Origin of the sequence: Streptomyces mangrovisoli (assembly GCF_000974985.2) — a bacterium.
Classification (GTDB): domain Bacteria; phylum Actinomycetota; class Actinomycetes; order Streptomycetales; family Streptomycetaceae; genus Streptomyces; species Streptomyces mangrovisoli.
Map to the genome: position 1 here is coordinate 85095 of NZ_LAVA02000010.1, position 23228 is coordinate 108322.

The window sequence follows — 23228 nt, forward strand, 5'->3', positions numbered from 1 at the left end:
GCGGACTCACATCCGGCCACAATCGTCGAACATCCGAAACCTCGGAGGACATGCGGTGAACGAACTGCCGCAGCAGCTGGTCAACGGCCTGCTACTTGGATCCATGTACGGGCTGGTCGCCATCGGCTACACGATGGTCTATGGCATCGTCCAGCTCATCAACTTCGCCCACGGCGAGATCTTCATGACCGGGGCCTTCGGCGCACTCACGGTCTACGTCTACATCCTGCCGAACGGCACCTCGATGTGGATCGCGCTGCCGCTGATGCTCATCGGCGCCATGCTGGTCTCCACCACGATCGCCGTGGGAGCGGAACGGTTCGCCTACCGCCCTCTGCGCAACGCGCCCCGTCTGGCGCCCCTGATCACGGCCATCGGTCTGTCGCTCGCCCTCCAGCAGGCGGTCTGGGCCTGGTACCCGGACGCCAAGTCCGCCCGCACCTTCCCGCAGATCGACGGCGGACCCTTCCACATCGGCAGCGTCACCATCCAGACCGGTGACATCTTCCTGCTGATCGCGGCCCCGGTCTCCATGGCCATCCTCGGGTACTTCGTGATGAAGACCCGCACCGGCCGCGGTATGCAGGCCACCGCCCAGGACCCGGACACCGCGAAGCTGATGGGCGTCAACACCGACCGCATCATCGTGATCGCGTTCGCCCTCGGTGCCGTCTTCGCCGCCGTCGGAGCGGTCGCCTACGGCCTGAAGTACGGCCAGATCGACTTCAAGATGGGCTTCCTGCTCGGTCTGAAGGCGTTCACCGCCGCCGTCCTCGGCGGCATCGGCAACATCTACGGCGCCATGATCGGTGGCATCGTCCTCGGTGTCGCGGAGACCCTGGCCACCGCGTACATCGCCGACATCCCCGGTATGGACAAGTTCGGCAGCAACGCCTGGGCCGACGTCTGGGCCTTCGTACTCCTCATCCTCGTGCTGCTGTTTAGGCCCCAGGGTCTGCTCGGCGAGCGCGTCGCGGACAGGGCGTGACAACGATGACCACACAGACCACCGCACCCGACGCCGCCGACGTCCCGGCGGCCGCCGCCCCCAAGGGCCTCATCGGTCTCTCCGAGCCGGTCGCCCGCACGCTCGCCACCGCCGGCGGCGTCGTCTCCATCCTGTCGACGTTCATGTCCTGGACCTGGACCTCGGAGTTCCCCGGTGACCTGACCGTCTACGGCTACCCGGGCGGCCTCCAGATCCTGGTGCTGATCGGCGGCCTGCTCACCACCCTGTTCTGCCTGGCGTCCTACGGCGTCAAGGGCCTCGGCTGGCTAACCCCGGCCGGCGCGGACGCGGCCATCAAGTTCGCGGCGCTCGCCACCTTCGCCACCGCCTGGTACACCGTCATCGCGATCAGCGACGAGCTCGGCGGCGTGGTCAACCTGGACCCGGGCGGCTATGTCGTGGCCGCGGGCAGCCTGGCCGCCCTCGTCGGCGCCCTGGCCCTGCCGTTCCAGCAGCCCGAGCCCGACCCCATCGATCCCGAGGACGGGTCCTGGGACCAGTTCAAGCACCGGGCCGGCCACCGCTGGGAGACCGTCAAGGCGGCCTTCTCCGGCGGCTCCGCGCGCCCCGTGCCCAAGCTGCCGGACTACCTCGAGATCCTGATCATCGTCGCGGTCCTCGCCATCGGCCTCACGGTCTTCACCTACGGCATCGGCACGCAGTACGACGAGCTGTTCATCGGCTTCCTGATCACCGCGGGCCTCGGCTTCGCCGCCGTCAACAAGGCCGGCCTGATCTCCCAGGCCTCGCAGATCACCGCGCGGCACAAGAACATCACCACCTGCGGCGCGTTCATCGCCGCCGCGATGTTCCCGTTCACCCAGACGGACGACCAGTACGCGACCCTCGGCGTCTACATCCTCATCTTCGCCACCGTCGCGCTCGGCCTGAACATCGTCGTCGGCCTCGCCGGTCTGCTCGACCTCGGTTACGTCGCCTTCCTCGGCGTCGGCGCCTACGCGGCGGCGCTGGTCTCGGGCTCCCCGAGCTCGCCGTTCCACGTGCACTGGCCGTTCTGGGCGGCCGCCCTGGTCGGCGCGGCGGCCTCGCTCACCTTCGGCGTCCTGATCGGCGCCCCGACCCTGCGGCTGCGCGGCGACTACCTCGCCATCGTGACGCTCGGCTTCGGTGAGATCTTCCGGATCACCGCCAACAACCTCGACGGCACCTCGGGCCCGGACATCACCAACGGCTCCAACGGCATCTCGTCGATCCCGAACCTGAACATCCTCGGCTTCGACTTCGGCGCCCAGCACACCATCCTCGGGTTCACCATCGGCCGGTTCGCCAACTACTTCTTCCTGATGCTGATCATCACCGCCATCGTGGTGCTGGTCTTCCGGCGGTCGGGCGACTCCCGCATCGGCCGTGCCTGGGTCGCCATCCGGGAGGACGAGACGGCCGCGCTCGCCATGGGCATCAACGGCTTCCGGGTCAAGCTCATCGCGTTCGCCGTCGGCGCGTCCCTCGCGGGCCTCGCGGGCACCGTGCAGGCGCACGTCACCTACACGGTGACGCCCGAGCAGTACCTCTTCGCCGGCCCGATCCCGCCCAACTCGGCGTTCCTGCTCGCGGCCGTCGTGCTCGGCGGCATGGGCACGATCAGCGGTCCGCTCATCGGCGCCTCGCTGCTCTTCCTCATCCCGAACAAGCTTCAGTTCCTCGGTGACTACCAGCTCTTCGCCTTCGGCGTGGCACTCATCCTGCTGATGCGCTTCCGTCCGGAGGGCATGATCCCCAACCGGCGCCGCCAGCTGGAGTTCCACGAGGACGCCGAGGCTCCCACAGTGCTCAGCAAGGCAGGGGCCTGACCACGATGACCACCGACACCACCACCCAGGGCGCCGCCGAGGGCGCCGTCGCCCCCGGCGAGACCGTGCTCGACGCCCGTGGCGTCACGATGCGCTTCGGTGGCCTGACCGCCGTACGCAATGTGGACCTGACCGTCAACAGCGGTGAGATCGTCGGTCTGATCGGCCCCAACGGCGCCGGCAAGACGACGTTCTTCAACTGCCTGACGGGTCTGTACGTGCCCACCGAGGGCGAGGTCCGCTTCCGCGGCGAGGTGCTGCCGCCGAAGTCCTTCAAGGTCACGGCCGCGGGCATCGCCCGGACGTTCCAGAACATCCGGCTGTTCGCCAACATGACGGTGCTGGAGAACGTCCTCGTGGGACGTCACACCCGCACCAAGGAGGGCTTCTGGTCGGCCATCCTGCGCGGCCCCGGCTTCCACCGCGCGGAGAAGGCCTCCCGCGAACGGGCGATGGAACTCCTGGAGTTCGTCGGCCTGGAGGCGAAGGCCGAGCACCTGGCCCGCAACCTGCCCTACGGCGAGCAGCGCAAGCTGGAGATCGCCCGCGCGCTGGCCAGCGAGCCGGGTCTGCTGCTCCTCGACGAGCCGACGGCCGGCATGAACCCGCAGGAGACGCGCGCCACCGAGGAACTCGTCTTCGCCATCCGCGACAAGGGCATCGCCGTCCTCGTCATCGAGCACGACATGCGGTTCATCTTCAACCTGTGCGACCGCGTGGCCGTCCTGGTGCAGGGCGAGAAGCTCATCGAGGGCGACAGCGCCACCGTCCAGGGCGACGAGCGCGTGGTCGCCGCCTACCTCGGCGAGCCCTTCGAGGGCGCACCGGGCGAGGAGGCCCCCGCGGCGGCTCCTGCGGAGGGCTCGCAGGCGGAGGCCGTGACCACGGAGGCCGCGGAGGCGTCCGCGGCCGCTGCCGCCGAGGCTCCGGAGGCGGAGCCCGTGGAGCCTTCGGAGCCGGAGGCTCAGGCCTCGGACGCCGAGACCTCGCAGGCGCAGGCCGACGAGGCTCCGGCCGAGGCGGAGGCCCCGGCCGACACCGTGACGGACGCCGTGCCCGGCAAGGAGAACGACCGATGACCGCACTGCTCGAAGTCGAGGACCTGCGCGTCGCCTACGGCAAGATCGAGGCCGTCAAGGGCATCTCGTTCAAGGTCGAGGCCGGCGAGGTCGTCACCCTGATCGGCACCAACGGCGCCGGCAAGACGACGACCCTGCGCACCCTCTCCGGCCTGCTCAAGCCGGTCGGCGGCCAGATCAAGTTCGACGGCAAGTCGCTGAAGAAGACCCCGGCGCACCAGATCGTGTCGCTGGGGCTCGCCCACTCCCCCGAGGGGCGGCACATCTTCCCGCGCATGACGATCGAGGACAACCTGCGCCTCGGCGCGTTCCTGCGCAACGACAAGCCGGGCATCGAGAAGGACATCCAGCGCGCCTACGACCTCTTCCCCATCCTGGGTGAGCGGCGCAAGCAGGCCGCGGGCACCCTCTCGGGCGGTGAGCAGCAGATGCTCGCCATGGGCCGCGCGCTCATGTCCCAGCCCAAGCTGCTGATGCTCGACGAGCCCTCCATGGGTCTGTCGCCGATCATGATGCAGAAGATCATGGCGACCATCGCCGAGCTGAAGTCCCAGGGCACGACGATCCTGCTGGTCGAGCAGAACGCCCAGGCGGCGCTCTCGCTCGCCGACCAGGGGCACGTCATGGAGGTCGGCTCCATCGTGCTGTCGGGCTCCGGCCAGGACCTGCTGCACGACGAGTCGGTGCGCAAGGCCTACCTGGGCGAGGACTGACACTCCCCGCCCGCAGCACGGCAACGGCCCGCGCCCCTGTTCCGGGGGCGCGGGCCTCGTCGTAGGACCGGCGGCTGTTCCTGGCTGCGGTGTCAGCCCTTGTCGCTCTTGGCGGCCGACTTCTTCTCCTCGCTGTCCTGGATCACGGCCTCGGCGACCTGCTGCATCGACATGCGGCGGTCCATCGAGGTCTTCTGGATCCAGCGGAACGCGGCCGGCTCGGTCAGGCCGTACTCCGTCTGGAGGACCGACTTGGCGCGGTCGACCAGCTTGCGGGTCTCCAGGCGCTGGGTGAGGTCGGCGACCTCGTTCTCCAGCTCCTTCAGCTCGGTGAACCGGGAGACCGCCATCTCGATGGCGGGCACCACGTCGCTCTTGCTGAACGGCTTGACCAGATACGCCATCGCGCCCGCGTCCCGGGCCCGCTCGACGAGGTCGCGCTGGGAGAACGCGGTGAGCATGAGCACCGGCGCGATGCGCTCCTCGGCGATCTTCTCGGCGGCCGAGATGCCGTCGAGCTTGGGCATCTTCACGTCGAGGATCACGAGGTCGGGGCGGTGCTCGCGGGCCAGTTCGATCGCCTGCTCGCCGTCGCCGGCCTCGCCGACGACCGAGTACCCCTCCTCCTCGAGCATCTCTTTGAGGTCGAGCCGGATCAGCGCCTCGTCCTCGGCGATGACGACACGGGTCGTCAGCGGAGGCACGTGCGACTTGTCGTCGTCGGGCACGTCTACGGGCTGGGGCGACTCGGGGGTCACAGGAGCTCTCCGTTCGGGGCAGGGGTGCTGCTCCCAAGAGCCTACCTAGCTACGGTATGGTGGACGCGCGGAGGGTCAGGGGAAACCTTGGATTCTGCGAGCCCCGGTAGCCCAATTGGCAGCAGGCAACGGATTCAAAACCCGTACAGTGTCGGTTCGAGTCCGACCCGGGGCACTTTTCCTTCGTTTCCAAGGTCGGCATATGCGCCGGTGGAATCGGATGGAATTCCGAATGACGCAAGGGCCCCTCGCCAGGGGCCCCTTTTTTACGTCCCCTCAGTTCGTCACTTCGGGCTGTCGTCCTCGCCGATGTGATGCACGCGGACCATGTTCGTCGCACCCGAGACACCGGGCGGGGAACCGGCCGTGATGACGACGACGTCGCCCTTCTGGCAACGGCCGTATTTCAGCAGCAGTTCGTCGACCTGGTCCACCATCGCGTCGGTGGAGTCGACCTGGGGACCGAGGAAGGTCTCCACCCCCCAGGTCAGGCTGAGCTGCGAACGGGTCGCCGGTTCCGGGGTGAACGCCAGCACCGGGATCGGCGAGCGATAGCGGGACAGCCGCCGCACGGTGTCCCCGGACTCGGTGAAGGCGACCAGGAACCGGGCACCGAGGAAGTCGCCCATCTCGGCGGCCGCCCGCGCGACCGCGCCGCCCTGGGTCCGGGGCTTGTTGCTCTCCGTCAGCGGCGGCAGGCCCTTGGCCAGCATGTCCTCCTCGGCCGCCGCCACGATCCTCGCCATCGTCCGTACGGTCTCGATGGCGTACTTGCCGACGCTGGTCTCGCCGGACAGCATCACCGCGTCCGCGCCGTCGAGCACGGCGTTGGCGACGTCGGAGGCCTCGGCCCGGGTCGGCCGCGAGTTCTCGATCATCGAGTCGAGCATCTGGGTGGCGACGATGGCCGGCTTGGCGTTGCGCTTGGCGAGCTTGACGGCCCGCTTCTGCACGATGGGCACCTGCTCCAGGGGCATCTCCACGCCCAGGTCGCCACGGGCCACCATGACGCCGTCGAACGCGGCGACGATGTCGTCGATCGCCTCCACCGCCTGCGGCTTCTCCACCTTGGCGATCACCGGGAGGCGGCGGCCCTCCTCGTCCATGATCCGGTGCACGGGCTCGATGTCCCGGCCGCTGCGCACGAAGGACAGCGCGATGACGTCGAAGCCGGCGCGCAGCGCCCAGCGCAGGTCGGCCTCGTCCTTCTCGGAGAGGGCGGGCACGGAGACCGCGACGCCGGGCAGGTTCAGGCCCTTGTGGTCGGAGACGAAGCCGCCCTCCACGACCGTGGTGCGGACCCGGGGGCCGTCGACCGCGGTGACCTCCAGGCACACCTTGCCGTCGTCGACGAGGACGCGCTCACCCGGAGTGACATCGCCCGCCAGGCCGGAGTACGTCGTTCCGCAGCCGTTGCGGTCGCCCTCCGCGCCCTCCTCGACGGTGATGGTGAAGGTGTCGCCCCGTTCAAGGAGTACGGGCCCTTCGGCGAAGTGGCCGAGCCGGATCTTCGGGCCTTGAAGGTCGGCAAGGGTGCCGACGCTGCGCCCGGTCTCGTCGGCGGCCTTGCGCACATGCCGGTAACGCTCTTCGTGCTCGGCGTAGCCGCCGTGGCTGAGGTTGAATCGGGCAACGTCCATTCCGGCCTCGACCAGGGCCTTGATCTGGTCGTATGCATCGGTGGCGGGGCCCAGAGTACAGACGATCTTTGCTCGGCGCATGATTCGAGCCTATGCCTTACCGGCGGGTAGAGAATTGGCCGCACATGACTACTCAACAACCGTTGGGTGAAGCACTCTTGACAACTGTTGAATTGTGCGGAGCCCCGCTCCGATGAGCATATTCATCCGGACGGGTTTTCGTCCGGGAACGGAATTCCGAGCCGCGGCGGCACCATCGTGAAGCGCGCGTTCACCGCGGCGTGCACGCGCTGTCGCTGCGGTTCGAGATCGAGGGGCGGGGCGGCCTCCTCCGCGCCGCCGCCCAGGCTCATGGAGCGCATCCGGCCGCCGGACGGCGCCGGCCGGCCGCCGTACTCCGCGCCGATGTCCGCGAGCTCGACGAGCGCGGCGAGCGAGGTGCCGAGCGCCTGCGCGTACTCCGTGGCCCGCTGGACGGCGTCCCGCACGGCCTGGCGGCGGGCCCGGCCGTGCACGGGCGAGTCGGGGCGCAGCGCCCACCACGGGCCCTCGACCGCGGTGAGCTCCGAGTCGGCGAGCCGGGTGGTGAGTTCGCCGAGGACGGTGAAGTCGGTGAGCTCGGCGGAGAGCTGCACGCTGCCCTGGTAGGTGCGGACCTTCTCGCCCCGGCCGCGCGCGCCGAGCACCGGGGTGAGGGAGAAGCGGCCGGTCTCCAGGCGCTCGACGGCGTCGCCGTAGGACTTGACGAGGTCGAGGACGGTCGCGTTGCGCCGGGTGAGGTCGTCCAGGGCGGCGCGGCGGTCCTTGCCGCGGGCGGCGACCGTGATGCCGATCCGGGCGATCTCCGGGTCGACCTCCAGGCGGGCCTCGCCGCGGACGGCGACGCGCGGGGCGTCCGGGGTGCCGTGCGGACCGTTGGGCGTCTGCGGTTCGTCCAGGCTCATGTGCCCACTCTGTCATGGACCACGGCCGCGGACCGGGCGGCCGTCGCCTGCCGGGCCTGCGGGATGCGCGGCTCCGGGTCGAGTCCGAAGGTGGTGAAGGCGGTGCGCGACGGCAGCGGGTAGATCCCCTTGCCGGTCAGGGTGTTGAGGATGGTGGCGCTGCGGACGGCGGCGAGGCCGAGGTCGGGGGCGCCGACGCCGTGGCTGTGCCGTTCGGCGTTCTGGACGAAGACGGAGCCGGTGACGGACGGGTCGAGGACGAGTCTGAACTGCTCGTCGATGCGCGGCCGTTCGGAGGCGTCGCGGCGCAGATAGGGGTCGAGTCCGGCGAGGATGCGGTCGAGCGGGCGCTCGCGGTAACCGGTGGCGAGGACGACGGCGTCGGTCGTCAGCCGCGAGCGGCTGCCCTGCTGGAGGTGTTCCAGGTGCAGTTCGAGCTTGGTGGTGGACAGGCGGCCCGCCGTGCGGACGCGGACGCCCGGGGTGAGGACGGCGTCCGGCCAGCCGCCGTGCACGGTGCGCCGGTACAGCTCGTCGTGGATGGCGGCGGCGGTGTCCGCGGCGATGCCCTTGTGCAGCTGCCACTGGTCGGCGAGGAGCCGGTCGCGCACGGGTTCGGCGAGCGCGTGGAAGTAGCGCGTGTAGTCGGGGGTGAAGTGCTCCAGGCCGAGCTTGGAGTACTCCATGGGCGCGAACGCCTCGGTGCGGCCGATCCAGTGCAGGCGCTCGTGGCCCGGAGGGCGGTGGCGCAGCAGGTCGAGGAAGACCTCGGCGCCGGACTGTCCGGAGCCGACGACGGTGACGTGTCCGGCGGCGAGGAAGGCGTCGCGGTGCGCGAGGTAGTCGGCGGCGTGCACGACGCGGACGCCGGGGGCGTCGACGAGCGGCCGCAGCGGGTCCGGCACGTGGGGGGCGGTGCCGAGGCCGAGCACGACGTTCCTGGTGTACGTCCGGCCGGGGGTGCCGGGCCGGCCGTCGGCGGCGGGGCGGGTGAAGTCGACCTCGAACAGGTCGCGTTCGGGGTTCCAGCGGACGGCGTCGACCTGGTGGGAGAAGTGCAGTCCGGGGAGGTTCTCGCAGACCCAGCGGCAGTAGGCGTCGTACTCGGTGCGCTGGATGTGGAAGCGCTCGGCGAAGTAGAAGGGGAAGAGGCGGTCGCGGGCCCTGAGATGGCTGAGGAAGGACCAGGGGCTCGACGGGTCGGCGAGCGTCACCAGGTCGGCGAGGAAGGGCACTTGGACGGTGGCGCCGTCGAGCAGCAGGCCGGGGTGCCAGGAGAAGGCGGGGCGCTGCTCGTAGAAGACGGCGTCGAGTTCGGCGAGCGGCTGGGCGAGCGCGGCGAGCGAGAGGTTGCACGGGCCGATGCCGATGCCGACCAGGTCGCGGGGGGTCGCGGGCTCGGGGCGCGGGGAGTGGGGTGCGGTGCTCATGCGCGGGGGTGTCCTTCCACGGCGTCTGCGGCGAGTTCGAGGAGTGCGGCCGACTCCTCGGGCCGGATGTGGGGGTTGAGAAGGGTGGCCTTGAGCCAGAGGCGGCCGTCGAGCCGGGCCCGGCCGAGGACGGCGCGGCCGCCGGTCAGCAGCGTGCGGCGGACGGCGGCGACGGTGTCGTCGTCGGCGTCCGCGGGCCGGAACAGCACGGTGCTGATCGTGGGCTGGTCGTAGAGGTCGAAGCGCGGGTCGTTCTCGACGCGGCGGGCGAACTCCCGTGCGTGGGCGCAGACCTGGTCGACGAGCGCGCCGAGTCCCCGACGGCCGAGGGTCTTCAGGGTGACGGCGGTCTTGAGGACGTCGGGGCGGCGGCTGGTGCGCAGGGAGCGGCCGAGGAGGTCGGGCAGGCCCGCCTCGGTGTCGTCGTCGGCGTTGAGGTAGTCGGCGCGCTGGTGCAGTACGGCGAGGTCGCGGCCGTCGCGCACGGCGAGGAGGCCCGCGGCGACCGGCTGCCAACCGAGCTTGTGCAGGTCGAGGGTGACGGAGTGGGCGGCCTCGATGCCGGTGAGCAGGGCGCGGTGGCGGTCGCTGAACACGAGGGGGCCGCCGTAGGCCGCGTCGACGTGCAGCCGGGCGCCGTGCGCGGCGCACAGGCGGACGATCTCGGGCAGCGGGTCGACGAGGCCCGCGTCGGTGGTGCCGGCGGTGGCGGCGACCAGCAGCGGGCCGGTGAGGTCGGTGAGGGCGTCGTCGAGGGCGGCCGGGTCGAGGGTGCCGGCGGGCGCCGGGACGACGACGGGGTCGGGCAGGCCGAGCAGCCAGGCGGCGCGGGGCAGCGAGTGGTGCGCGTTGGCCCCGCAGACCAGCCGCACGCTGCCGCCGTGGGCCTCGCGGGCCAGCAGCAGGGCGAGCTGGTTGGACTCGGTGCCGCCGGTGGTGACGACGGCGTCGGCGCCCGCGGCGGGCCGGTGGATCTCGGCGGCGAGCGCGCGGGTGACCAGCGCCTCCAGCTCGGACGCCGCGGGGGCCTGGTCCCAGGAGTCGAGGGACGGGTTGAGGACGCTCGCGGCGAGGTCGGCGGCGGTGGCGACGGCGAGCGGCGGGCAGTGCAGATGGGCGGCGCAGAGCGGGTCGGCGGGGTCGGCGGCGCCCTCGGCGAGGGCGCGCACGAGCGTGCGCAGGGCGTCCGGGTCGCCCTTGTCGGGCAGTACGTCGCCCACGGCCGCCCGCACCCGCCCGGCGACCGCCTCCGGTCCGCCGGCGGGCAGCGGCCCGCCCCGCGCGCGTGCGCCGTCGTCCAGCGCCCCGAGAACGGTCTCCAGCAGCGGCCGCAGGGCCCCGGGGCCGTCCGCACCCGAGGCGAGAGCCGGCACGCCCATGCACACCTCCGAGTCCGGAACCGGCCACCACGGCGTCCCAGAACAAGGACACCTGTTCCCCCGAAGAACCCAACGACCGAGACCCGTACGGAGGTACTCCCGTTCGGGGTAATCGGGAAATCGTGCCGGGTGGCGGGGGCCGGTGTGGCTGGCCCGGGGTGCCGGGTGCGGGGGGCCGGGTGGTGCGTGCCGGAGGGCCCTTCGCCCGTACGGCGACGGCGCCACCCCGGGTGCGGGATGGCGCCGTGGAGAGCCGGTGACGTCCTGGTGCGCTGTACGTCCAGGTGCCCTTCTACGTCCTGGTGGCTAGGCCTCGCGGACGCGCAACGCGCGGGCGAGGTCGTCGAGCTGGTCGACGAGCTTGCGGCGCAGGGCCGGGATGGGGTCGGCGTCCTGGAGGGTCCGTTCGCCGAGGCGGAGGGTCTCGGGGGCGACCGCGTGGGCGGGGAAGGCGTACCGGCCGGCGGCGTCCGCGATGGCGGGGCCGCGGCGGGCGGCCACGGCGACCGCGTCGTCGTAGTAGCGGGCGACGTACTCCCGCACCAGCTCCGCCTGTTCGGGCTGCCAGAAGCCCTGCGCGGTCGCGGTGAACAGATAGTTGGAGAGGTCGTCGGAGGCGAACATGGAGTCCCAGGCGCGCCGCTTGGTCTCCGGGTCGGGCAGGGCGGCGCGGCAACGGGCGGCGCCCTCCTGGCCGGTCGCGCTCGGGTCCTGGGCCAGCTCGGCGGCGATCGCGGCCTCGTCGGTGGCGCCGAGCACGGCGAGCCGGCCGAGGATGCGCCAGCGCAGTTCGGGGTCGAGCTCCGGGCCGCCCGGCACGGTGCCGTCGGTGAGCCACGCGGCGATGGTGTCGGGGTGCGCGGCGACGTCGATGAAGTGGCGTACGGCGATCAGCCGCAGGCCGGGGTTGTCGCCGTCCTCGGTGCGCCGGATCAGGTCGCGGCAGAGCGAGGTCAGGGTGGCGAGCGCGGCCGGCCGGTCCTCGGCGCCCAGGTAGCGGCCGGCGACATGGGTGGCGGCGAAGGCGAGCACGCCCTGGACGAGGGCGAGGTCGGTCTCGTACGGCAGGTGGGCGCGGGCGGCGTCCAGGTAGGCGGCGGGCGGCAGTTCGCCGTCGCGGACGGCGTCCCGCAGCGCGTTCCACACGACCGCGCGGGTGAGGGCGTCGGGCAGACCGGACAGCGAGGTGCGGACGGTGTCGAAGGACTGCTCGTCGAAGCGGACCTTGGCGTAGGTCAGGTCGCCGTCGTTGAGCAGCAGCAGCGCGGGGCGCTTGCCGATCGGCAGCGGGGCGGACTGCGGCACGTCGACGTCGAGCCGCTCGCGCAGCACCAGGCGGCGCCCGCCCGGGCCGTCCAGGTCGTACAGGCCGACGGCGATGCGGTGCGGGCGGCTGCCCGCGCGCTCCACGGTCAGCGTGTGGCCGCCCTCGGGGCCGGCGGCGATGCGCGGGGTGAGGGTGTCGACGCCGGTGGTGCGCAGCCAGGTGTCGGCCCAGGCGTGCACGTCGCGCTCGGTGGCCCCGGCGAGGGAGTCGATGAAGTCGGCGAGCGTGGCGTTGCCGAAGCGGTGCCGGGCGAAGTGCGTGTTGATGCCGGCCAGGAAGTCCTTCTCGCCGAGCCAGGCGACGAGCTGGCGCAGCGCGGAGGCGCCCTTGGCGTAGGAGATCCCGTCGAAGTTGAGCAGCGCGGAGGCGGTGTCGTCGACGGCCTCGGGGGCGACGGGGTGGGTGGAGGGGCGCTGGTCGGCGTCGTACCCCCACGACTTGCGGGCCACCCCGAAGTCGACCCAGGTGTCGGTGAAGCGGGTCGCCTCGATGAGGGTCTGGTAGCCCATGTACTCGGCGAACGACTCGTTCAGCCAGATGTCGTCCCACCACTTGAGGGTGACGAGGTCGCCGAACCACATGTGGGCCATCTCGTGCGCGACGACCATGGCGCGGACCTGGCGCTCGGTGTCGGTGACCGCGGAGCGGTAGACGAACTCGTCGCGGAAGGTGACCAGGCCCGGGTTCTCCATGGCGCCGGCGTTGAACTCGGGGACGAACGCCTGGTCGTAGGAGTCGAAGGGGTACGGCTCCTCGAACTTCTCGTGGTAGCGGTCGAAGCACGCGCGCGTGATGTCGAAGAGTTCGTCGGCGTCGGCGTCGAGGTAGGGGGCGAGGGAGCGGCGGCAGTGCAGGCCGAAGGGCAGGCCGCGGTGCTCGGTGCGCACGGAGTGCCAGGGGCCGGCGGCGACGGCGACCAGGTAGGTGGAGATCAGCGGCGTGGCCGCGGCCTGCCAGCGGCCCTCGCCCAGGTCCTCGGTGATGCCGTTGGACAGCACGGACCAGCCGTCGGGGGCGGTGACGGTCAGCTCGAAGACGGACTTGAGGTCGGGCTGGTCGAAGGCGGCGAAGACGCGCTGGACGTCCTCCATGAACAGCTGGGTGTAGACGTACGCCTCGCCGTCGGTGGGGTCGGTGAAGCGGTGCATGCCCTCACCGGTGCGCGAGTAGCGCATGGCGGCGTCCACGTGCAGCTCGTGCTCGCCCGCGGTGAGGTTCGTCAGCGGCAGCCGGTTGCCGTCCAGCGTCGTGATGTCGAGCGGCTGTCCGTCGAGGGTGGCGGAGCGCAGTTCGGCGGGGCGCAGCTCCACGAACGTGTCCGCGTCCGTACGCGCGCTGAACCGGATCACGGTGCGCGAGTCGAAGGTCTCGTCGCCGGTGGTCAGATCGAGGGCGATCGTGTACCGGTGGACGTCGAGGAGCTGTGCACGGGTCTGCGCTTCGTTGCGCGTCAGTACGGACATGAACGACATGCTGCCTGATGACACCGACAACGCACAGAGGAGGTCCGTTACGCGCCTTATGTCCGCGCCCCGCGTCCGCGCCTCACGTCCGCTCGCGCGCCGGCGCCGCCCGGGTGACCTGCCGCGGAGGCGGAACCCCGGCGTCCGGCGGGGTGAGCGCCGGGTGCCGGTGGGGCTGCACGCGCGCGGGACCGTCCTCGACCAGCTCACGGATCGCGTCGCCGCAGCCGTCCGCGCCGCCCTTCGCGACCAGCTCGCGGAGCGCGCGGAGCTCCGCCTCCAGGGCGAGCCGGTGCTGATGGGCGTCGTAGAGGTAGCGGATCTTGGTGCGCAGGGCCCAGGGGTCGACCGGCTTGGGCAGCAGGTCGGCGACGCCGAGCGCGAACGCGGCGGAGATGAGGTCGTGGTCGGCGCCGAAACCGGTGAGCAGGACGACCGGTATGTGCTGCGTCTGCTCCAGCCGGCGCAGATAGCGCACCACGTCCAGCCCGTCGGCCCCCGGCAGCCGCACGTCCAGCAGCAGGAGGCCGACCCGGCCGCGCAGCACCTGCTTGAGGGCCTCGTCGCCGCTGGTGGCACGGCCGAGCCGGTAGCCGAGCGGGGACAGGGCGCTCTCCAGGGCGTAGAGCGTGTCCTGGTGGTCGTCGACGATGAGGATCTGGTCGTCCGCTGGCATGGCCTGACGTCCCTCCCGCGGTGGGACCACCAGCTTACGTCCGGACCCTGACAGTCAGTGCTCACCGGCTGACGATGAGTGCACGGTTCAGGACATCCGGCGCCGGGCCCGCCGTCCGGCCCGCCGCGCGTCGGGCGAGGTCAGCCGGTGACGGGCCGCTCGCCGCCGACGGTGCTCTCGGCGATCCGCTCGTGGTGCCGGATGACCTCGGCGATGATGAAATTCAGGAACTTCTCAGCGAAGGCCGGGTCGAGCTTGGCGCTCTCGGCGAGGGCGCGCAGCCGCTCGATCTGCCGGGCCTCGCGGGCCTGGTCGGCGGGCGGCAGCTGGTGCGCGGCCTTGAGATGGCCGACCTGCTGCGTGCACTTGAAGCGTTCGGCGAGCATGTGGACGACGGCCGCGTCGATGTTGTCGATGCTGTCGCGCAGTCGCGCCAGCTCCTCGAGGACGAGCGGGTCGACGGGGCCGACGTCACCGGTGCCGGTGTTGCTGGTGGTCATGGGCGCCCACCCTATGCGCTGGGCGGCGCCCCGATCATCGCCGGGGCCGCCCGCGCGGGGCGGGAACTCGCGGCCGGGGGCAGGCGTTTTGTTCACGTCCGCCTACAGTGGGATGGAGTTCAGGGCGTCTTTGGGGGTACGGACGTGGCGAACGACGGGCCGGTCGTGCACGGCTACCCACATCTGGAGACGGTGCGGGCCGCCGTCACCGCCCTCTACAAGCGGCTGACGCAGCCCACCGTGCGGACCTTCTCGACCAGCGTGGCCCCGGCCGACGTGGCCTTCTGCGACACCGACGACCTGCATCTGGGGGCGCAGCGGGTGGCCCGGGAGATCGTGCGGCACTTCCGGCTGCCGGACGCCCGGCTGATCGTCAGCTTCCGCGAGATGACCCACGCCGCGAACGTCGAACTCACCTCGGGGCCCGAGTACTTCGTCGAGCTGAACGACCGGTTCCGCACCCATCGCCGGGACATCGGCGCGGCGCTGGCCCACGAGGTGATGCACGTCTACCTGCACCGGCTGGATCTCTCCTTCCCCACGACCGCGCAGAACGAGATCCTGACCGACACGGCGACGACGTATCTGGGCGCGGGCTGGCTGCTGCTCGACGCCTACCGGGAGGACCAGGCGTCCTCGCAGAAGCTCGGCTATCTCACGCCGGAGGAGTTCGGGTACGTGCTCGCCAAGCGGGCGCTGGCCTTCGACGAGGACCCGTCGATCTGGTTCACCAGCCCGCAGGCGTACACGGCGTACGAGAAGGGGCTGGCGCTGGCCCGGCGGGACGAGCAGCAGCCGCCGCTGACGGCGGCCGGCTGGGCGGGCCGCCGCCGCTACGCGCGCGATCGGCGCCACGCCCAGGACCACGGCACGGCGCCGGCGGACGTCCCGTACGCCTTCACGCCCGCGACGCCGGGCCCCCTGCGGGTGTCCTTCCCGTGCCCCACCTGCCACCAGCGCATCCGCGTGCCGGTCCGGGGGCGGGTGCGGGCGCGGTGCGGGCTGTGCGGGACGGTCCTGGAATGCGACACGTGACGCCTCCGGCGGGGGTGCGTGTGATCGTGCGGGTCCCTCGTGGCCGTTCGCGCAGTTCCCCGCGCCCCTGAGGGGCGCGGGGAACTGCGCGAACGGCCCCCACCGGCCCGCACGGCGACACAGACGGGGGTGTCAGCTGCCGTAGACGCGGCCCGGGGCCTCTGCGTGGGACAGGAGTTCCCGAACCGCCGGCCCCACCTCGGCAGAGGTCCAGCGGGAGGTGCGGTCGGCCGTGGGGCCGGCCCGCCAGCCCTCCATGACCGTGATCCGGCCGCCCTCCGTCTCGAAGACGCGCCCGCTCACGCCCGCGCTCGCGGCGGAGCCGAGCCAGACCACGAGCGGGGAGACGTTCTCCGGGGCCATCGCGTCGAAGCCGGAGGCGGGCGCGGCCATGGTCTCGGCGAAGGTCCGCTCGGTCATCCGGGTGCGGGCGGCCGGGGCGATCGCGTTGACCTGGACGCCGTACCGCGCCAGTTCGGCGGCGGCGACCAGGGTCAGCCCCACGATCCCCGCCTTCGCGGCGCTGTAGTTGCCCTGCCCGACCGACCCCAGCAGTCCGGCGCCGCTGCCGGTGTTGACGATCCGGGCGTCCGGGGCGCGCCCCGCCCTGGCCTCGGCGCGCCAGTGCGCGGCGGCGTGCTTCAGCGGCAGGAAATGGCCCGTCAGATGCACCCGCAGCACCGCGTCCCAGTCGTCCTCGCCGAGGTTGACGAGCATCCGGTCGCGCAGGAACCCGGCGTTGTTGACGAGCGTGTCGAGCCCGCCGTACGCCTCCACGGCCGTCCGCACCAGGGAGCGGGCGCCCTCGGTGGTGGCGATGTCGCCGCCGTGCGCGACCGCCTCGCCGCCCGCCGCGCGGATCTCCTCGGCGACCTGGGCGGCCGGGCAGCCGGGGCCGGGGGTGCCGTCGAGGCCGACGCCGAGGTCGTTGACGACGACGCGCGCGCCCTCGGCGGCGAAGGCGAGGGCATGGGCCCGGCCCAGCCCGCGCCCGGCCCCCGTCACCACGACGACCCGGCCCTCACAACTGCGGTCCATCTCAACTCCTCTGCGGGTGGTTCACGGGGGATGCGGACAGGAACGCCGGACGTTCCCCGCCGCCGTGGAGCAGGAGGCTCGCGCCGCTGATGTAGGCGGCTTCGGCCGAGGCGAGGAAGACGGCCGCGGCGCCGATGTCGGCGGGTTCGGCGAGGCGGCCGAGGGGGACCGTCCGCGCGACGGCCGCGACACCGCTCTCGTCGCCGTAGTGCGCGGCGGCGCGTTCGGTGCGGACCATGCCGACGACGAGCGTGTTGACGCGGACGTCCGGCGCCCACTCCACCGCCATCGTGCGGGCGAGGTTCTCCAGTCCGGCCTTGGCCGCGCCGTACGCCGCCGTGCCGGGCGAGGGGCGGCTGCCACTCACGCTGCCGATCATCACGACGCTGCCCCGGGCCCGCTTCAGCAGCGGATACGCGGCGAGGGAGGCGGTCAGCGGGGCGAGCAGGTTCAGCTCGACGACCCGGGCGTGCCGCTCCGCGTCCCCCTCGGCCAGCGGCCGGTACGGCCCCCCGCCCGCGTTGTTGACGAGCACGTCGAGCCGTGGCAGGGCGCCGAAGAAGGCGTCCACGTCGGCCCGGACGCGCAGATCGAGGGGCGCGAACTCCACGCCGGGAAGCGGCTGCTCAGGTGGCCTGCGGGCGCAGACGAGCACCCGCGCGCCGGTCTCCGCGAAGGCCCGCGCGATGCCCGCGCCGACCCCCCGGGTGCCGCCGGTGACGAGCACGGTCCGGCCGCCCGGCCGCGGTGCGTGCGAGTTGTCCACAGGCCCTCCCGCTGCGATCCGGCTGCTGCTAGCTTCGAGTCACACCTAACAAACGTTTGGTGGAAAGGAAGCCGAGTGCGAAGGTAGCTGATGCGCCCATGGGTGTCTCCACCTCGGCCCCGGAAAAGGGGATTTCCGTCGTCACGGTCGACTTCCCGCCGGTGAACGCGCTGCCGGTGCGCGGCTGGTTCGCCCTGGCCGACGCCGTGCGGGCGGCGGGCCGCGACCCGGACGTCCGGTGCGTGCTGCTGGCGGCGGAGGGCCGCGGGTTCAACGCGGGCGTGGACATCAAGGAGATACAGGCGGGCGGTCAGCAGGCGCTGATCGGCGCCAACCACGGCTGCGCGGCGGCGTTCGCCGCGGTGTACGAGTGCGAGACGCCGGTCGTGGCGGCGGTGCAGGGGTTCTGCCTGGGCGGCGGGATCGGCCTGGTGGGCAACGCGGACGCGATCGTGGCGAGTGACGACGCCCGCTTCGGGCTGCCCGAGCTGGACCGGGGCGCGCTCGGCGCGGCGACGCATCTGGCCCGGCTGGTGCCGCAGCACCTGATGCGCGCCCTGTACTACACGGCGCGCACGGCGACCGCGGCCGAGTTGCACGCGCACGGATCGGTGTGGCGGGTGGCACCGCGCGCCGGGCTGCGGGCGGCGGCGCTGGAGCTGGCGCGGGAGATCGCCGCGAAGGACGGGCGGCTGCTGCGCATGGCCAAGGCGGCGATCAACGGCATCGATCCGGTCGACGTCCGCCGCAGCTACCGCTTCGAGCAGGGCTTCACCTTCGAGGCGAACCTCAGCGGACTCGCCGACCGGGTCCGCGACACGTTCGGCAAGCACGACACGTCCGGGGAGCACAGCGAGCAGGACACGTCCGGGAAGCACGACACGTCCGGAGAGCACGTCACGTTCGGGAAGGAGGGCGGATAGATGGCCGACAAGACGATGACCGCCGACGAGGCCGTCTCCCGGCTGGAGAGCGGGATGACCCTCGGCATCGGCGGCTGGGGCTCCCGGCGCAAGCCGATGGCACTGGTCAGAGCGGTGCTCCGGGCCGGGATCGGTGATCTCACCGTGGTGTCGTGCGGCGGCCCGGACGTCGGGATGCTCGCCGCCGCGGGCCGGGTGCGCCGACTGGTCGCCGCGTTCGTCACCCTCGACTCCGTCCCCCTGGAGCCGCACTACCGGGCGGCGCGGGAGAGCGGGGCGCTGGAGCTGACGGAACTCGACGAGGCGATGTTCCTGTGGGGGCTGCGCGCGGCCGCGCACCGGCTGCCGTTCCTGCCGGTCCGGGCGGGGATCGGCTCGGACGTCATGCGGGTCAACCCCGGCCTGCGCACGGTCACTTCGCCCTACGACGACGGAGAGACGTTCGTCGCCGTGCCCGCCCTGCGGCTGGACGCGGCCCTGGTCCACGTCAACCGCGCGGACCGGCAGGGCAACGGGCAGTACCTGGGCCCGGACCCGTACTTCGACGACCTGTTCTGCGCGGCGGCAAAGGCGGCGTACGTCTCGTGCGAACGGATCGTGGACACGGCGGAGCTGACCAAGGCGGCCGCCCCGCAGACCCTGCTCGTCGGACGGCACACGGTGACCGGGGTGGTGGAGGCGCCGAACGGCGCGCACTTCACGTCCTGCGCCCCGGACTACGGCCGGGACGAGCCGTTCCAGCGGGAGTACGCGTCGACGCCCTGGCCCCAATTCGCGCAGCGGTTCCTGGGCGGCGACGAACAGGCCTACCGCGCGGCCGTCCGCGCCTGGCAGGAGGAGCGGTCGTGAACGATCTGAACGGGCCTCCGCCCCCGCCCCCGCCCGCTCCGCCGACGCGCGCCGAGTACTGCGTGATCGCGTGCGCCGAGACCTGGCGGGGCGCGGGCGAGATCCTGGCGAGCCCCATGGGGCTGATCCCCTCCCTCGGCGCCCGGCTGGCCCGGCTGACGTTCGCGCCGGACCTGCTGCTGACCGACGGCGAGGCGCTGCTGGTGGGCGCCGACGGCACGACGGAGGGCTGGCTGCCGTACCGCAGGCATCTGGATCTGGTCACCGGCGGGCGGCGGCACGTGATGATGGGGGCGAGCCAGCTCGACCGGTTCGGCAACCAGAACATCTCCTGCGTCGGCGACTGGGAAAGACCGCGCAGGCAGCTGCTCGGGGTGCGCGGGGCGCCGGTCAACACCCTCAACAATCCGACCAGTTACTGGGTCCCCCGGCACTCCCGGCGGGTGTTCGTGGAGCGCGTCGACATGGTGTGCGGGGTGGGGTACGACCGGGCGGCGGCCCATCCGGGCGCGGCACGCTTCCACCGGATCGCGCGGGTCGTCTCCGACCTCGGCGTGTTCGACTTCGCCACACCCGACCGCTCGATGCGGCTGGCCTCGCTGCATCCGGGGGTCGACGTCGAACAGGTCTTGGCGGCCACCGGGTTCGCGCCGGCCGTGCCGGACGAGGTGCCCACGACCCGGGAGCCGACCGGCGCGGAGCTGCGGCTGATCCGCGAGGTCCTGGACCCGGGCGGCACCCGCGCCCGGGAGGTCCCCGAGCCCGGCCCGGCGACGGGGGCGGCGGCCGGGACGGGGACGGCGGCGGCGGGAACGGGGCCGGCGGCAGCGGGAACGGGGGCGGGGGCCTGATGGAGACCGCGCTGACCCGGCTGACCGGGGTGCGCCATCCGATCGTGCAGGCGGGCATGGGCTGGGTGGCGGGCCCCCGGCTGGTCTCGGCGGCGGCGAACGCGGGCGCGCTCGGCGTCCTCGCCTCGGCGACGATGACACCGGACCGGCTGCGCGCGGCGATACGCGAGGTCGCGGCGCGGACCGCGGCGCCCTTCGGGGTCAATCTGCGGGCCGACGCGTCGGACGCCGTCGAGCGGGCCGAGATCCTGATCGAGGAGGGCGTGCGGGTGGCGTCCTTCGCGCTCGCCCCCTCGGCCGCGCTGATCGGCCGGCTCAAGGAGGCGGGGGTGGTGGTCGTCCCCTCGGTCGGGGCGCGACGGCACGCGGAGAAGGTCGCCGCGTGGGGCGCGGACGCGGTGATCGTGCAGGGCGGGGAGGGCGGCGGACACACCGGCCCGGTCGCGACGAGCGTGCTGCTGCCGCAGGTGGTCGACGCGGTGCGGATACCCGTCGTGGCCGCGGGCGGGTTCTTCGACGGGCGCGGGCTGGTGGCGGCGCTGGCGTACGGCGCGGCGGGCGTCGCGATGGGCACGCGGTTCCTGCTGACGTCGGACTCGGCGGTGCCGGAGGCCGTGAAGGCGCGCTATCTGGCGGCGACGGTGCACGACGTCACCGTCACCACGGCGGTGGACGGCCTGCCGCACCGGATGCTGCGCAGCGATCTGGTGGCCGCGCTGGAGCGGTCCGGACCGGCGCGGTCGCTGCTGCGGGCCGTGCGCCACGCGGTGGCCTTCCGCCGGGTCTCCGGGATCGGCGGGATGCGGCTGGTGCGTGACGGGCTCGCCCTGAAGCGCGCGAAGGAACTGACCTGGAGCCAGGTGCTGCTGGCCGCGAACACCCCCATGCTGCTGAAGTCGGCAATGGTGGACGGGCGTACGGACGCGGGGGTGATGGCCGCGGGGCAGGTGGCGGGGGTGATCACGGACCTGCCGTCGTGCGCGGATCTGGTGGCCCGGGTGATGGCGGAGGCGGAGGCGACCCTGGCGGCGCTGACCGCCCCCTTGCCGGCACCCGCGCCCGCCTCGGCTCCCTCACCCACCTCCGCCCCGGCTCCCGCACCCACGCCCGCCTCGGCCTCCGCCCCCGCCCCCGACCCCCAGGCCGGCTGAGCGGCCCGTCCCTCAGAGCCGTTCGATGATCGTCACGTTGGCCTGGCCGCCGCCCTCGCACATGGTCTGGAGGCCGTAGCGGCCGCCGGTGCGCTCCAGTTCGTGCAGGAGGGTGGTCATGAGGCGGGCGCCGGTCGCGCCGAGGGGGTGGCCGAGGGCGATCGCGCCGCCGTTGACGTTGATCCTCTCCGGGTCGGCGCCGGTCTCCTTCAGCCAGGCGAGGACGACCGGCGCGAACGCCTCGTTGATCTCGACGAGGTCGAGGTCGCCGATGGTCAGCCCGGTCTTCTTCAGGGCGTGCGCGGTGGCCGGGATCGGCGCGGTGAGCATCCGGATGGGGTCCTCGCCGCGCACCGAGAGGTGGTGCACGCGGGCGCGCGGGCGCAGGCCGTGCTCGCGCACCGCCCGCTCGGAGGCCAGCAGCAGCGCGGCCGCGCCGTCCGAGACCTGCGAGGAGGTGGCCGCGGTGACGGAGCCGCCGTCCACGACCGGCTTCAGCGCGGCCATCTTCTCCGGGGAGGTGTCCCGGCGCGGCCCCTCGTCGGCCACGACGTCGCCGTAGGCCGTGATCTCCCGGTCGAAGCGGCCCTCGTCGGCGGCGCGCACCGCCCGCCGGTGCGAGCGCAGCGCGAACTCCTCCTGGTCGGCCCGGGTGATGCCCCACTTCGCGGCGATCATCTCGGCGCCGGCGAACTGGTTGACGGGCAGGTTGCCGTAGCGGGCCCGCCAGCCCTCGCTGCCCGCGAAGGGGCCCTGGGTGAGGCCGAGCGGCTCGGCGGCCTGGCGGGTGGCGAAGGCGATGGGGATCATCGTCATGTTCTGCACGCCTCCGGCGACGACGACGTCCTGGGTGCCGGAGAGCACGCCCTGCGCGGCGAAGTGCACGGCCTGCTGCGAGGATCCGCACTGCCGGTCGACGGTGACGCCCGGCACCTCCTCGGGCAGCCCGGCGGCCAGCCAGCAGGTGCGGGCGATGTCCCCGGCCTGTGGGCCCACGGCGTCCAGGCAGCCGAAGACGACGTCCTCGACGGCGGCCGGGTCCACCCCGGCCCGCGCGACGAGTTCCTTCAGCACATGGGCGCCGAGGTCGGCGGGGTGGACCGCGCCGAGCCCTCCCCCGCGCCGCCCCACGGGCGTACGGACCGCTTCGACGATGTAGGCCTCGGCCGGCATGGCGACTCCTCGCTGGGACGAGTGGAAGAACGGCTCAGGTGCGTACGGCGATCCCGTCCAGCACCATCGACAGGTACTGCCGGGCGATCTCCTCGGGGCTGTGCTGTCCGCCGGGCCGGTACCAGGACGCGGCGACCCAGACGGTGTCGCGCACGAACCGGTAGGTGAGCCGGACGTCGAGGTCGGCGCGGAAGACCCGGGCCGCGACCCCGCGCTCCAGCGTCGACAGCCACGCGGTCTCGAACTTGCGCTGGGACGCGGCGAGGAAGGTGAAGCGCTCCTGCGCGGCCAGCTGCCTGCTCTCCTTCTGGTAGATCGCGACGGCGGCGCGGTGCCGGTCGATCTCCCGGAACGACTCGGTGACCAGGGCCTCCAGCGTCTCGCGGGGTCCCAGCTCGGCGCCCAGGACGGTGTCGTAGCCGTCCCAGAGCTCGTCGAGGAAGCCGCGCAGGATCTCCTCCAGCATCGACTCCTTGGAGTCGAAGTGGTAGTAGAGGCTGCCCGCGAGCATCCCCGCGTGGTCGGCGATCTTGCGGACGGTGGTGGCGTTGTAGCCCTGTTCGGCGAACACCTCGGCGGCGGTGTCGAGGAGTTCGCGACGCCGGGCCTGGGCGGCCGCCGCGGGCTTCTTCACGGCGGTCACCTGGGGCTTCTTCTTGGTCGGCACGGTCCCATTGTGGTCCTAGCGGTACGGGGCTGTTGCGGCTGTCGCG

Annotated in this window: 21 protein-coding genes and 1 tRNA gene; 10 read left to right on the forward strand and 12 right to left on the reverse strand. The window is 72.6% G+C overall.

Annotation, left to right across the window (positions count from 1 at the left end):
* Nucleotides 1-55: 55 nt before the first annotated feature.
* The 4 genes from WN71_RS04630 to WN71_RS04645 are packed head-to-tail and all read left to right on the forward strand — an operon-like array spanning nucleotide 56 to nucleotide 4612.
* A complete protein-coding gene (locus WN71_RS04630; RefSeq protein ID WP_046588908.1) occupies nucleotides 56-988 on the forward strand; it encodes a branched-chain amino acid ABC transporter permease in 933 nt (310 codons plus the stop codon).
* Nucleotides 989-993: 5 nt separating this feature from the next.
* Nucleotides 994-2820 (forward strand): branched-chain amino acid ABC transporter permease, encoded by a 1827-nt coding sequence (locus tag WN71_RS04635; RefSeq protein WP_046588910.1) that lies wholly within the window; start codon nucleotides 994-996, stop codon nucleotides 2818-2820.
* 5 nt (nucleotides 2821-2825) lie between these two features.
* Nucleotides 2826-3899, forward strand: a complete 1074-nt coding sequence (locus tag WN71_RS04640; RefSeq protein WP_046588911.1) for an ABC transporter ATP-binding protein — start codon at nucleotides 2826-2828, stop codon at nucleotides 3897-3899.
* A complete protein-coding gene (locus WN71_RS04645; RefSeq protein WP_046588913.1) occupies nucleotides 3896-4612 on the forward strand; it encodes an ABC transporter ATP-binding protein in 717 nt (238 codons plus the stop codon). Before WN71_RS04640 ends, WN71_RS04645 begins: the two co-directional genes overlap by 4 nt.
* A gap of 92 nt (nucleotides 4613-4704) precedes the next feature.
* Here WN71_RS04645 and WN71_RS04650 read toward each other — a convergent pair whose 3' ends face one another.
* Complete coding sequence (locus WN71_RS04650) at nucleotides 4705-5370, reverse strand: ANTAR domain-containing response regulator (protein WP_046588916.1); 666 nt, start codon at nucleotides 5368-5370, stop codon at nucleotides 4705-4707.
* Between the two features lie 100 nt (nucleotides 5371-5470).
* Here WN71_RS04650 and WN71_RS04655 point away from each other — a divergent pair.
* Nucleotides 5471-5545: transfer RNA gene (locus WN71_RS04655), tRNA-Leu, on the forward strand.
* A gap of 109 nt (nucleotides 5546-5654) precedes the next feature.
* Here WN71_RS04655 and pyk read toward each other — a convergent pair.
* From pyk to WN71_RS04690, 7 genes are all read right to left on the reverse strand, one after another.
* Complete coding sequence (gene pyk, locus WN71_RS04660; RefSeq protein WP_046588917.1) at nucleotides 5655-7091, reverse strand: pyruvate kinase; 1437 nt, start codon at nucleotides 7089-7091, stop codon at nucleotides 5655-5657.
* A 122-nt stretch (nucleotides 7092-7213) separates the two neighbouring features.
* Nucleotides 7214-7954 (reverse strand): SIMPL domain-containing protein, encoded by a 741-nt coding sequence (locus WN71_RS04665; protein ID WP_046588920.1) that lies wholly within the window; start codon nucleotides 7952-7954, stop codon nucleotides 7214-7216.
* Nucleotides 7951-9384, reverse strand: coding sequence for a lysine N(6)-hydroxylase/L-ornithine N(5)-oxygenase family protein (locus WN71_RS04670; RefSeq protein WP_046588922.1), 1434 nt, complete (start codon nucleotides 9382-9384; stop codon nucleotides 7951-7953). Before WN71_RS04670 ends, WN71_RS04665 begins: the two co-directional genes overlap by 4 nt.
* A complete protein-coding gene (locus WN71_RS04675; protein ID WP_046588925.1) occupies nucleotides 9381-10763 on the reverse strand; it encodes a pyridoxal phosphate-dependent decarboxylase family protein in 1383 nt (460 codons plus the stop codon). The genes WN71_RS04670 and WN71_RS04675 overlap by 4 nt, the downstream gene beginning before the upstream one ends.
* A gap of 306 nt (nucleotides 10764-11069) precedes the next feature.
* Nucleotides 11070-13553: an aminopeptidase N gene (gene pepN, locus WN71_RS04680; protein ID WP_046588967.1), complete on the reverse strand. Its 2484-nt coding sequence runs from the start codon at nucleotides 13551-13553 to the stop codon at nucleotides 11070-11072.
* Between the two features lie 82 nt (nucleotides 13554-13635).
* The gene (locus tag WN71_RS04685) at nucleotides 13636-14229 is read right to left on the reverse strand and encodes a response regulator (protein ID WP_046588927.1); all 594 of its coding nucleotides are present in this window, start codon (nucleotides 14227-14229) and stop codon (nucleotides 13636-13638) included.
* Nucleotides 14230-14369: 140 nt separating this feature from the next.
* Nucleotides 14370-14729, reverse strand: a complete 360-nt coding sequence (locus WN71_RS04690) for a chorismate mutase (protein WP_046588929.1) — start codon at nucleotides 14727-14729, stop codon at nucleotides 14370-14372.
* A gap of 144 nt (nucleotides 14730-14873) precedes the next feature.
* Between WN71_RS04690 and WN71_RS04695 the strand changes: the two genes are divergently transcribed.
* Nucleotides 14874-15764, forward strand: coding sequence for a hypothetical protein (locus WN71_RS04695; protein ID WP_046588933.1), 891 nt, complete (start codon nucleotides 14874-14876; stop codon nucleotides 15762-15764).
* 132 nt (nucleotides 15765-15896) lie between these two features.
* On the opposite strand, the gene WN71_RS04700 is transcribed toward WN71_RS04695, so the two are convergent.
* Together WN71_RS04700 and WN71_RS04705 are read right to left on the reverse strand one after the other, a co-directional pair.
* A complete protein-coding gene (locus tag WN71_RS04700) occupies nucleotides 15897-16802 on the reverse strand; it encodes an SDR family oxidoreductase (protein WP_046588935.1) in 906 nt (301 codons plus the stop codon).
* Nucleotide 16803: 1 nt separating this feature from the next.
* Entirely contained in the window at nucleotides 16804-17568 is a 765-nt protein-coding gene (locus tag WN71_RS04705) for an SDR family oxidoreductase (RefSeq protein WP_046588936.1), read from the reverse strand.
* Between the two features lie 98 nt (nucleotides 17569-17666).
* Here WN71_RS04705 and WN71_RS04710 point away from each other — a divergent pair, with 98 nt between their 5' ends.
* Genes WN71_RS04710 through WN71_RS04725 form a run of 4 tightly spaced genes read left to right on the forward strand, consistent with a single transcriptional unit; the run spans nucleotide 17667 to nucleotide 21342 of the window.
* Complete coding sequence (locus tag WN71_RS04710; protein WP_046588938.1) at nucleotides 17667-18491, forward strand: enoyl-CoA hydratase family protein; 825 nt, start codon at nucleotides 17667-17669, stop codon at nucleotides 18489-18491.
* A complete protein-coding gene (locus WN71_RS04715; RefSeq protein ID WP_046588941.1) occupies nucleotides 18492-19340 on the forward strand; it encodes a CoA transferase subunit A in 849 nt (282 codons plus the stop codon). It begins immediately after the preceding gene.
* Entirely contained in the window at nucleotides 19337-20191 is an 855-nt protein-coding gene (locus tag WN71_RS04720) for a CoA-transferase subunit beta (protein ID WP_240529558.1), read from the forward strand. The genes WN71_RS04715 and WN71_RS04720 overlap by 4 nt, the downstream gene beginning before the upstream one ends.
* Nucleotides 20191-21342, forward strand: a complete 1152-nt coding sequence (locus tag WN71_RS04725) for an NAD(P)H-dependent flavin oxidoreductase (protein WP_079177650.1) — start codon at nucleotides 20191-20193, stop codon at nucleotides 21340-21342. The genes WN71_RS04720 and WN71_RS04725 overlap by 1 nt, the downstream gene beginning before the upstream one ends.
* 12 nt (nucleotides 21343-21354) lie before the next feature.
* Here WN71_RS04725 and WN71_RS04730 read toward each other — a convergent pair whose 3' ends face one another.
* Together WN71_RS04730 and WN71_RS04735 are read right to left on the reverse strand one after the other, a co-directional pair.
* Nucleotides 21355-22515, reverse strand: coding sequence for an acetyl-CoA C-acetyltransferase (locus WN71_RS04730; RefSeq protein ID WP_046588943.1), 1161 nt, complete (start codon nucleotides 22513-22515; stop codon nucleotides 21355-21357).
* Between the two features lie 34 nt (nucleotides 22516-22549).
* Nucleotides 22550-23182, reverse strand: coding sequence for a TetR/AcrR family transcriptional regulator (locus WN71_RS04735; protein WP_046588944.1), 633 nt, complete (start codon nucleotides 23180-23182; stop codon nucleotides 22550-22552).
* Nucleotides 23183-23228 lie beyond the last annotated feature (46 nt).

Coding starts and splice junctions, on each gene's coding strand:
- WN71_RS04690 (WP_046588929.1), bottom strand. CDS start 14,729: ATGACCACCAGCAACACCGGCACCGGTGACGTCGGCCCCGTCGACCCG.
- WN71_RS04710 (WP_046588938.1), top strand. CDS start 17,667: ATGGGTGTCTCCACCTCGGCCCCGGAAAAGGGGATTTCCGTCGTCACG.
- pyk (WP_046588917.1), bottom strand. CDS start 7,091: ATGCGCCGAGCAAAGATCGTCTGTACTCTGGGCCCCGCCACCGATGCA.
- WN71_RS04715 (WP_046588941.1), top strand. CDS start 18,492: ATGGCCGACAAGACGATGACCGCCGACGAGGCCGTCTCCCGGCTGGAG.
- WN71_RS04730 (WP_046588943.1), bottom strand. CDS start 22,515: ATGCCGGCCGAGGCCTACATCGTCGAAGCGGTCCGTACGCCCGTGGGG.
- WN71_RS04675 (WP_046588925.1), bottom strand. CDS start 10,763: ATGGGCGTGCCGGCTCTCGCCTCGGGTGCGGACGGCCCCGGGGCCCTG.
- WN71_RS04685 (WP_046588927.1), bottom strand. CDS start 14,229: ATGCCAGCGGACGACCAGATCCTCATCGTCGACGACCACCAGGACACG.
- WN71_RS04670 (WP_046588922.1), bottom strand. CDS start 9,384: ATGAGCACCGCACCCCACTCCCCGCGCCCCGAGCCCGCGACCCCCCGC.
- WN71_RS04665 (WP_046588920.1), bottom strand. CDS start 7,954: ATGAGCCTGGACGAACCGCAGACGCCCAACGGTCCGCACGGCACCCCG.
- WN71_RS04640 (WP_046588911.1), top strand. CDS start 2,826: ATGACCACCGACACCACCACCCAGGGCGCCGCCGAGGGCGCCGTCGCC.
- WN71_RS04725 (WP_079177650.1), top strand. CDS start 20,191: ATGGAGACCGCGCTGACCCGGCTGACCGGGGTGCGCCATCCGATCGTG.
- WN71_RS04645 (WP_046588913.1), top strand. CDS start 3,896: ATGACCGCACTGCTCGAAGTCGAGGACCTGCGCGTCGCCTACGGCAAG.
- WN71_RS04700 (WP_046588935.1), bottom strand. CDS start 16,802: ATGGACCGCAGTTGTGAGGGCCGGGTCGTCGTGGTGACGGGGGCCGGG.
- WN71_RS04635 (WP_046588910.1), top strand. CDS start 994: ATGACCACACAGACCACCGCACCCGACGCCGCCGACGTCCCGGCGGCC.
- pepN (WP_046588967.1), bottom strand. CDS start 13,553: ATGTCCGTACTGACGCGCAACGAAGCGCAGACCCGTGCACAGCTCCTC.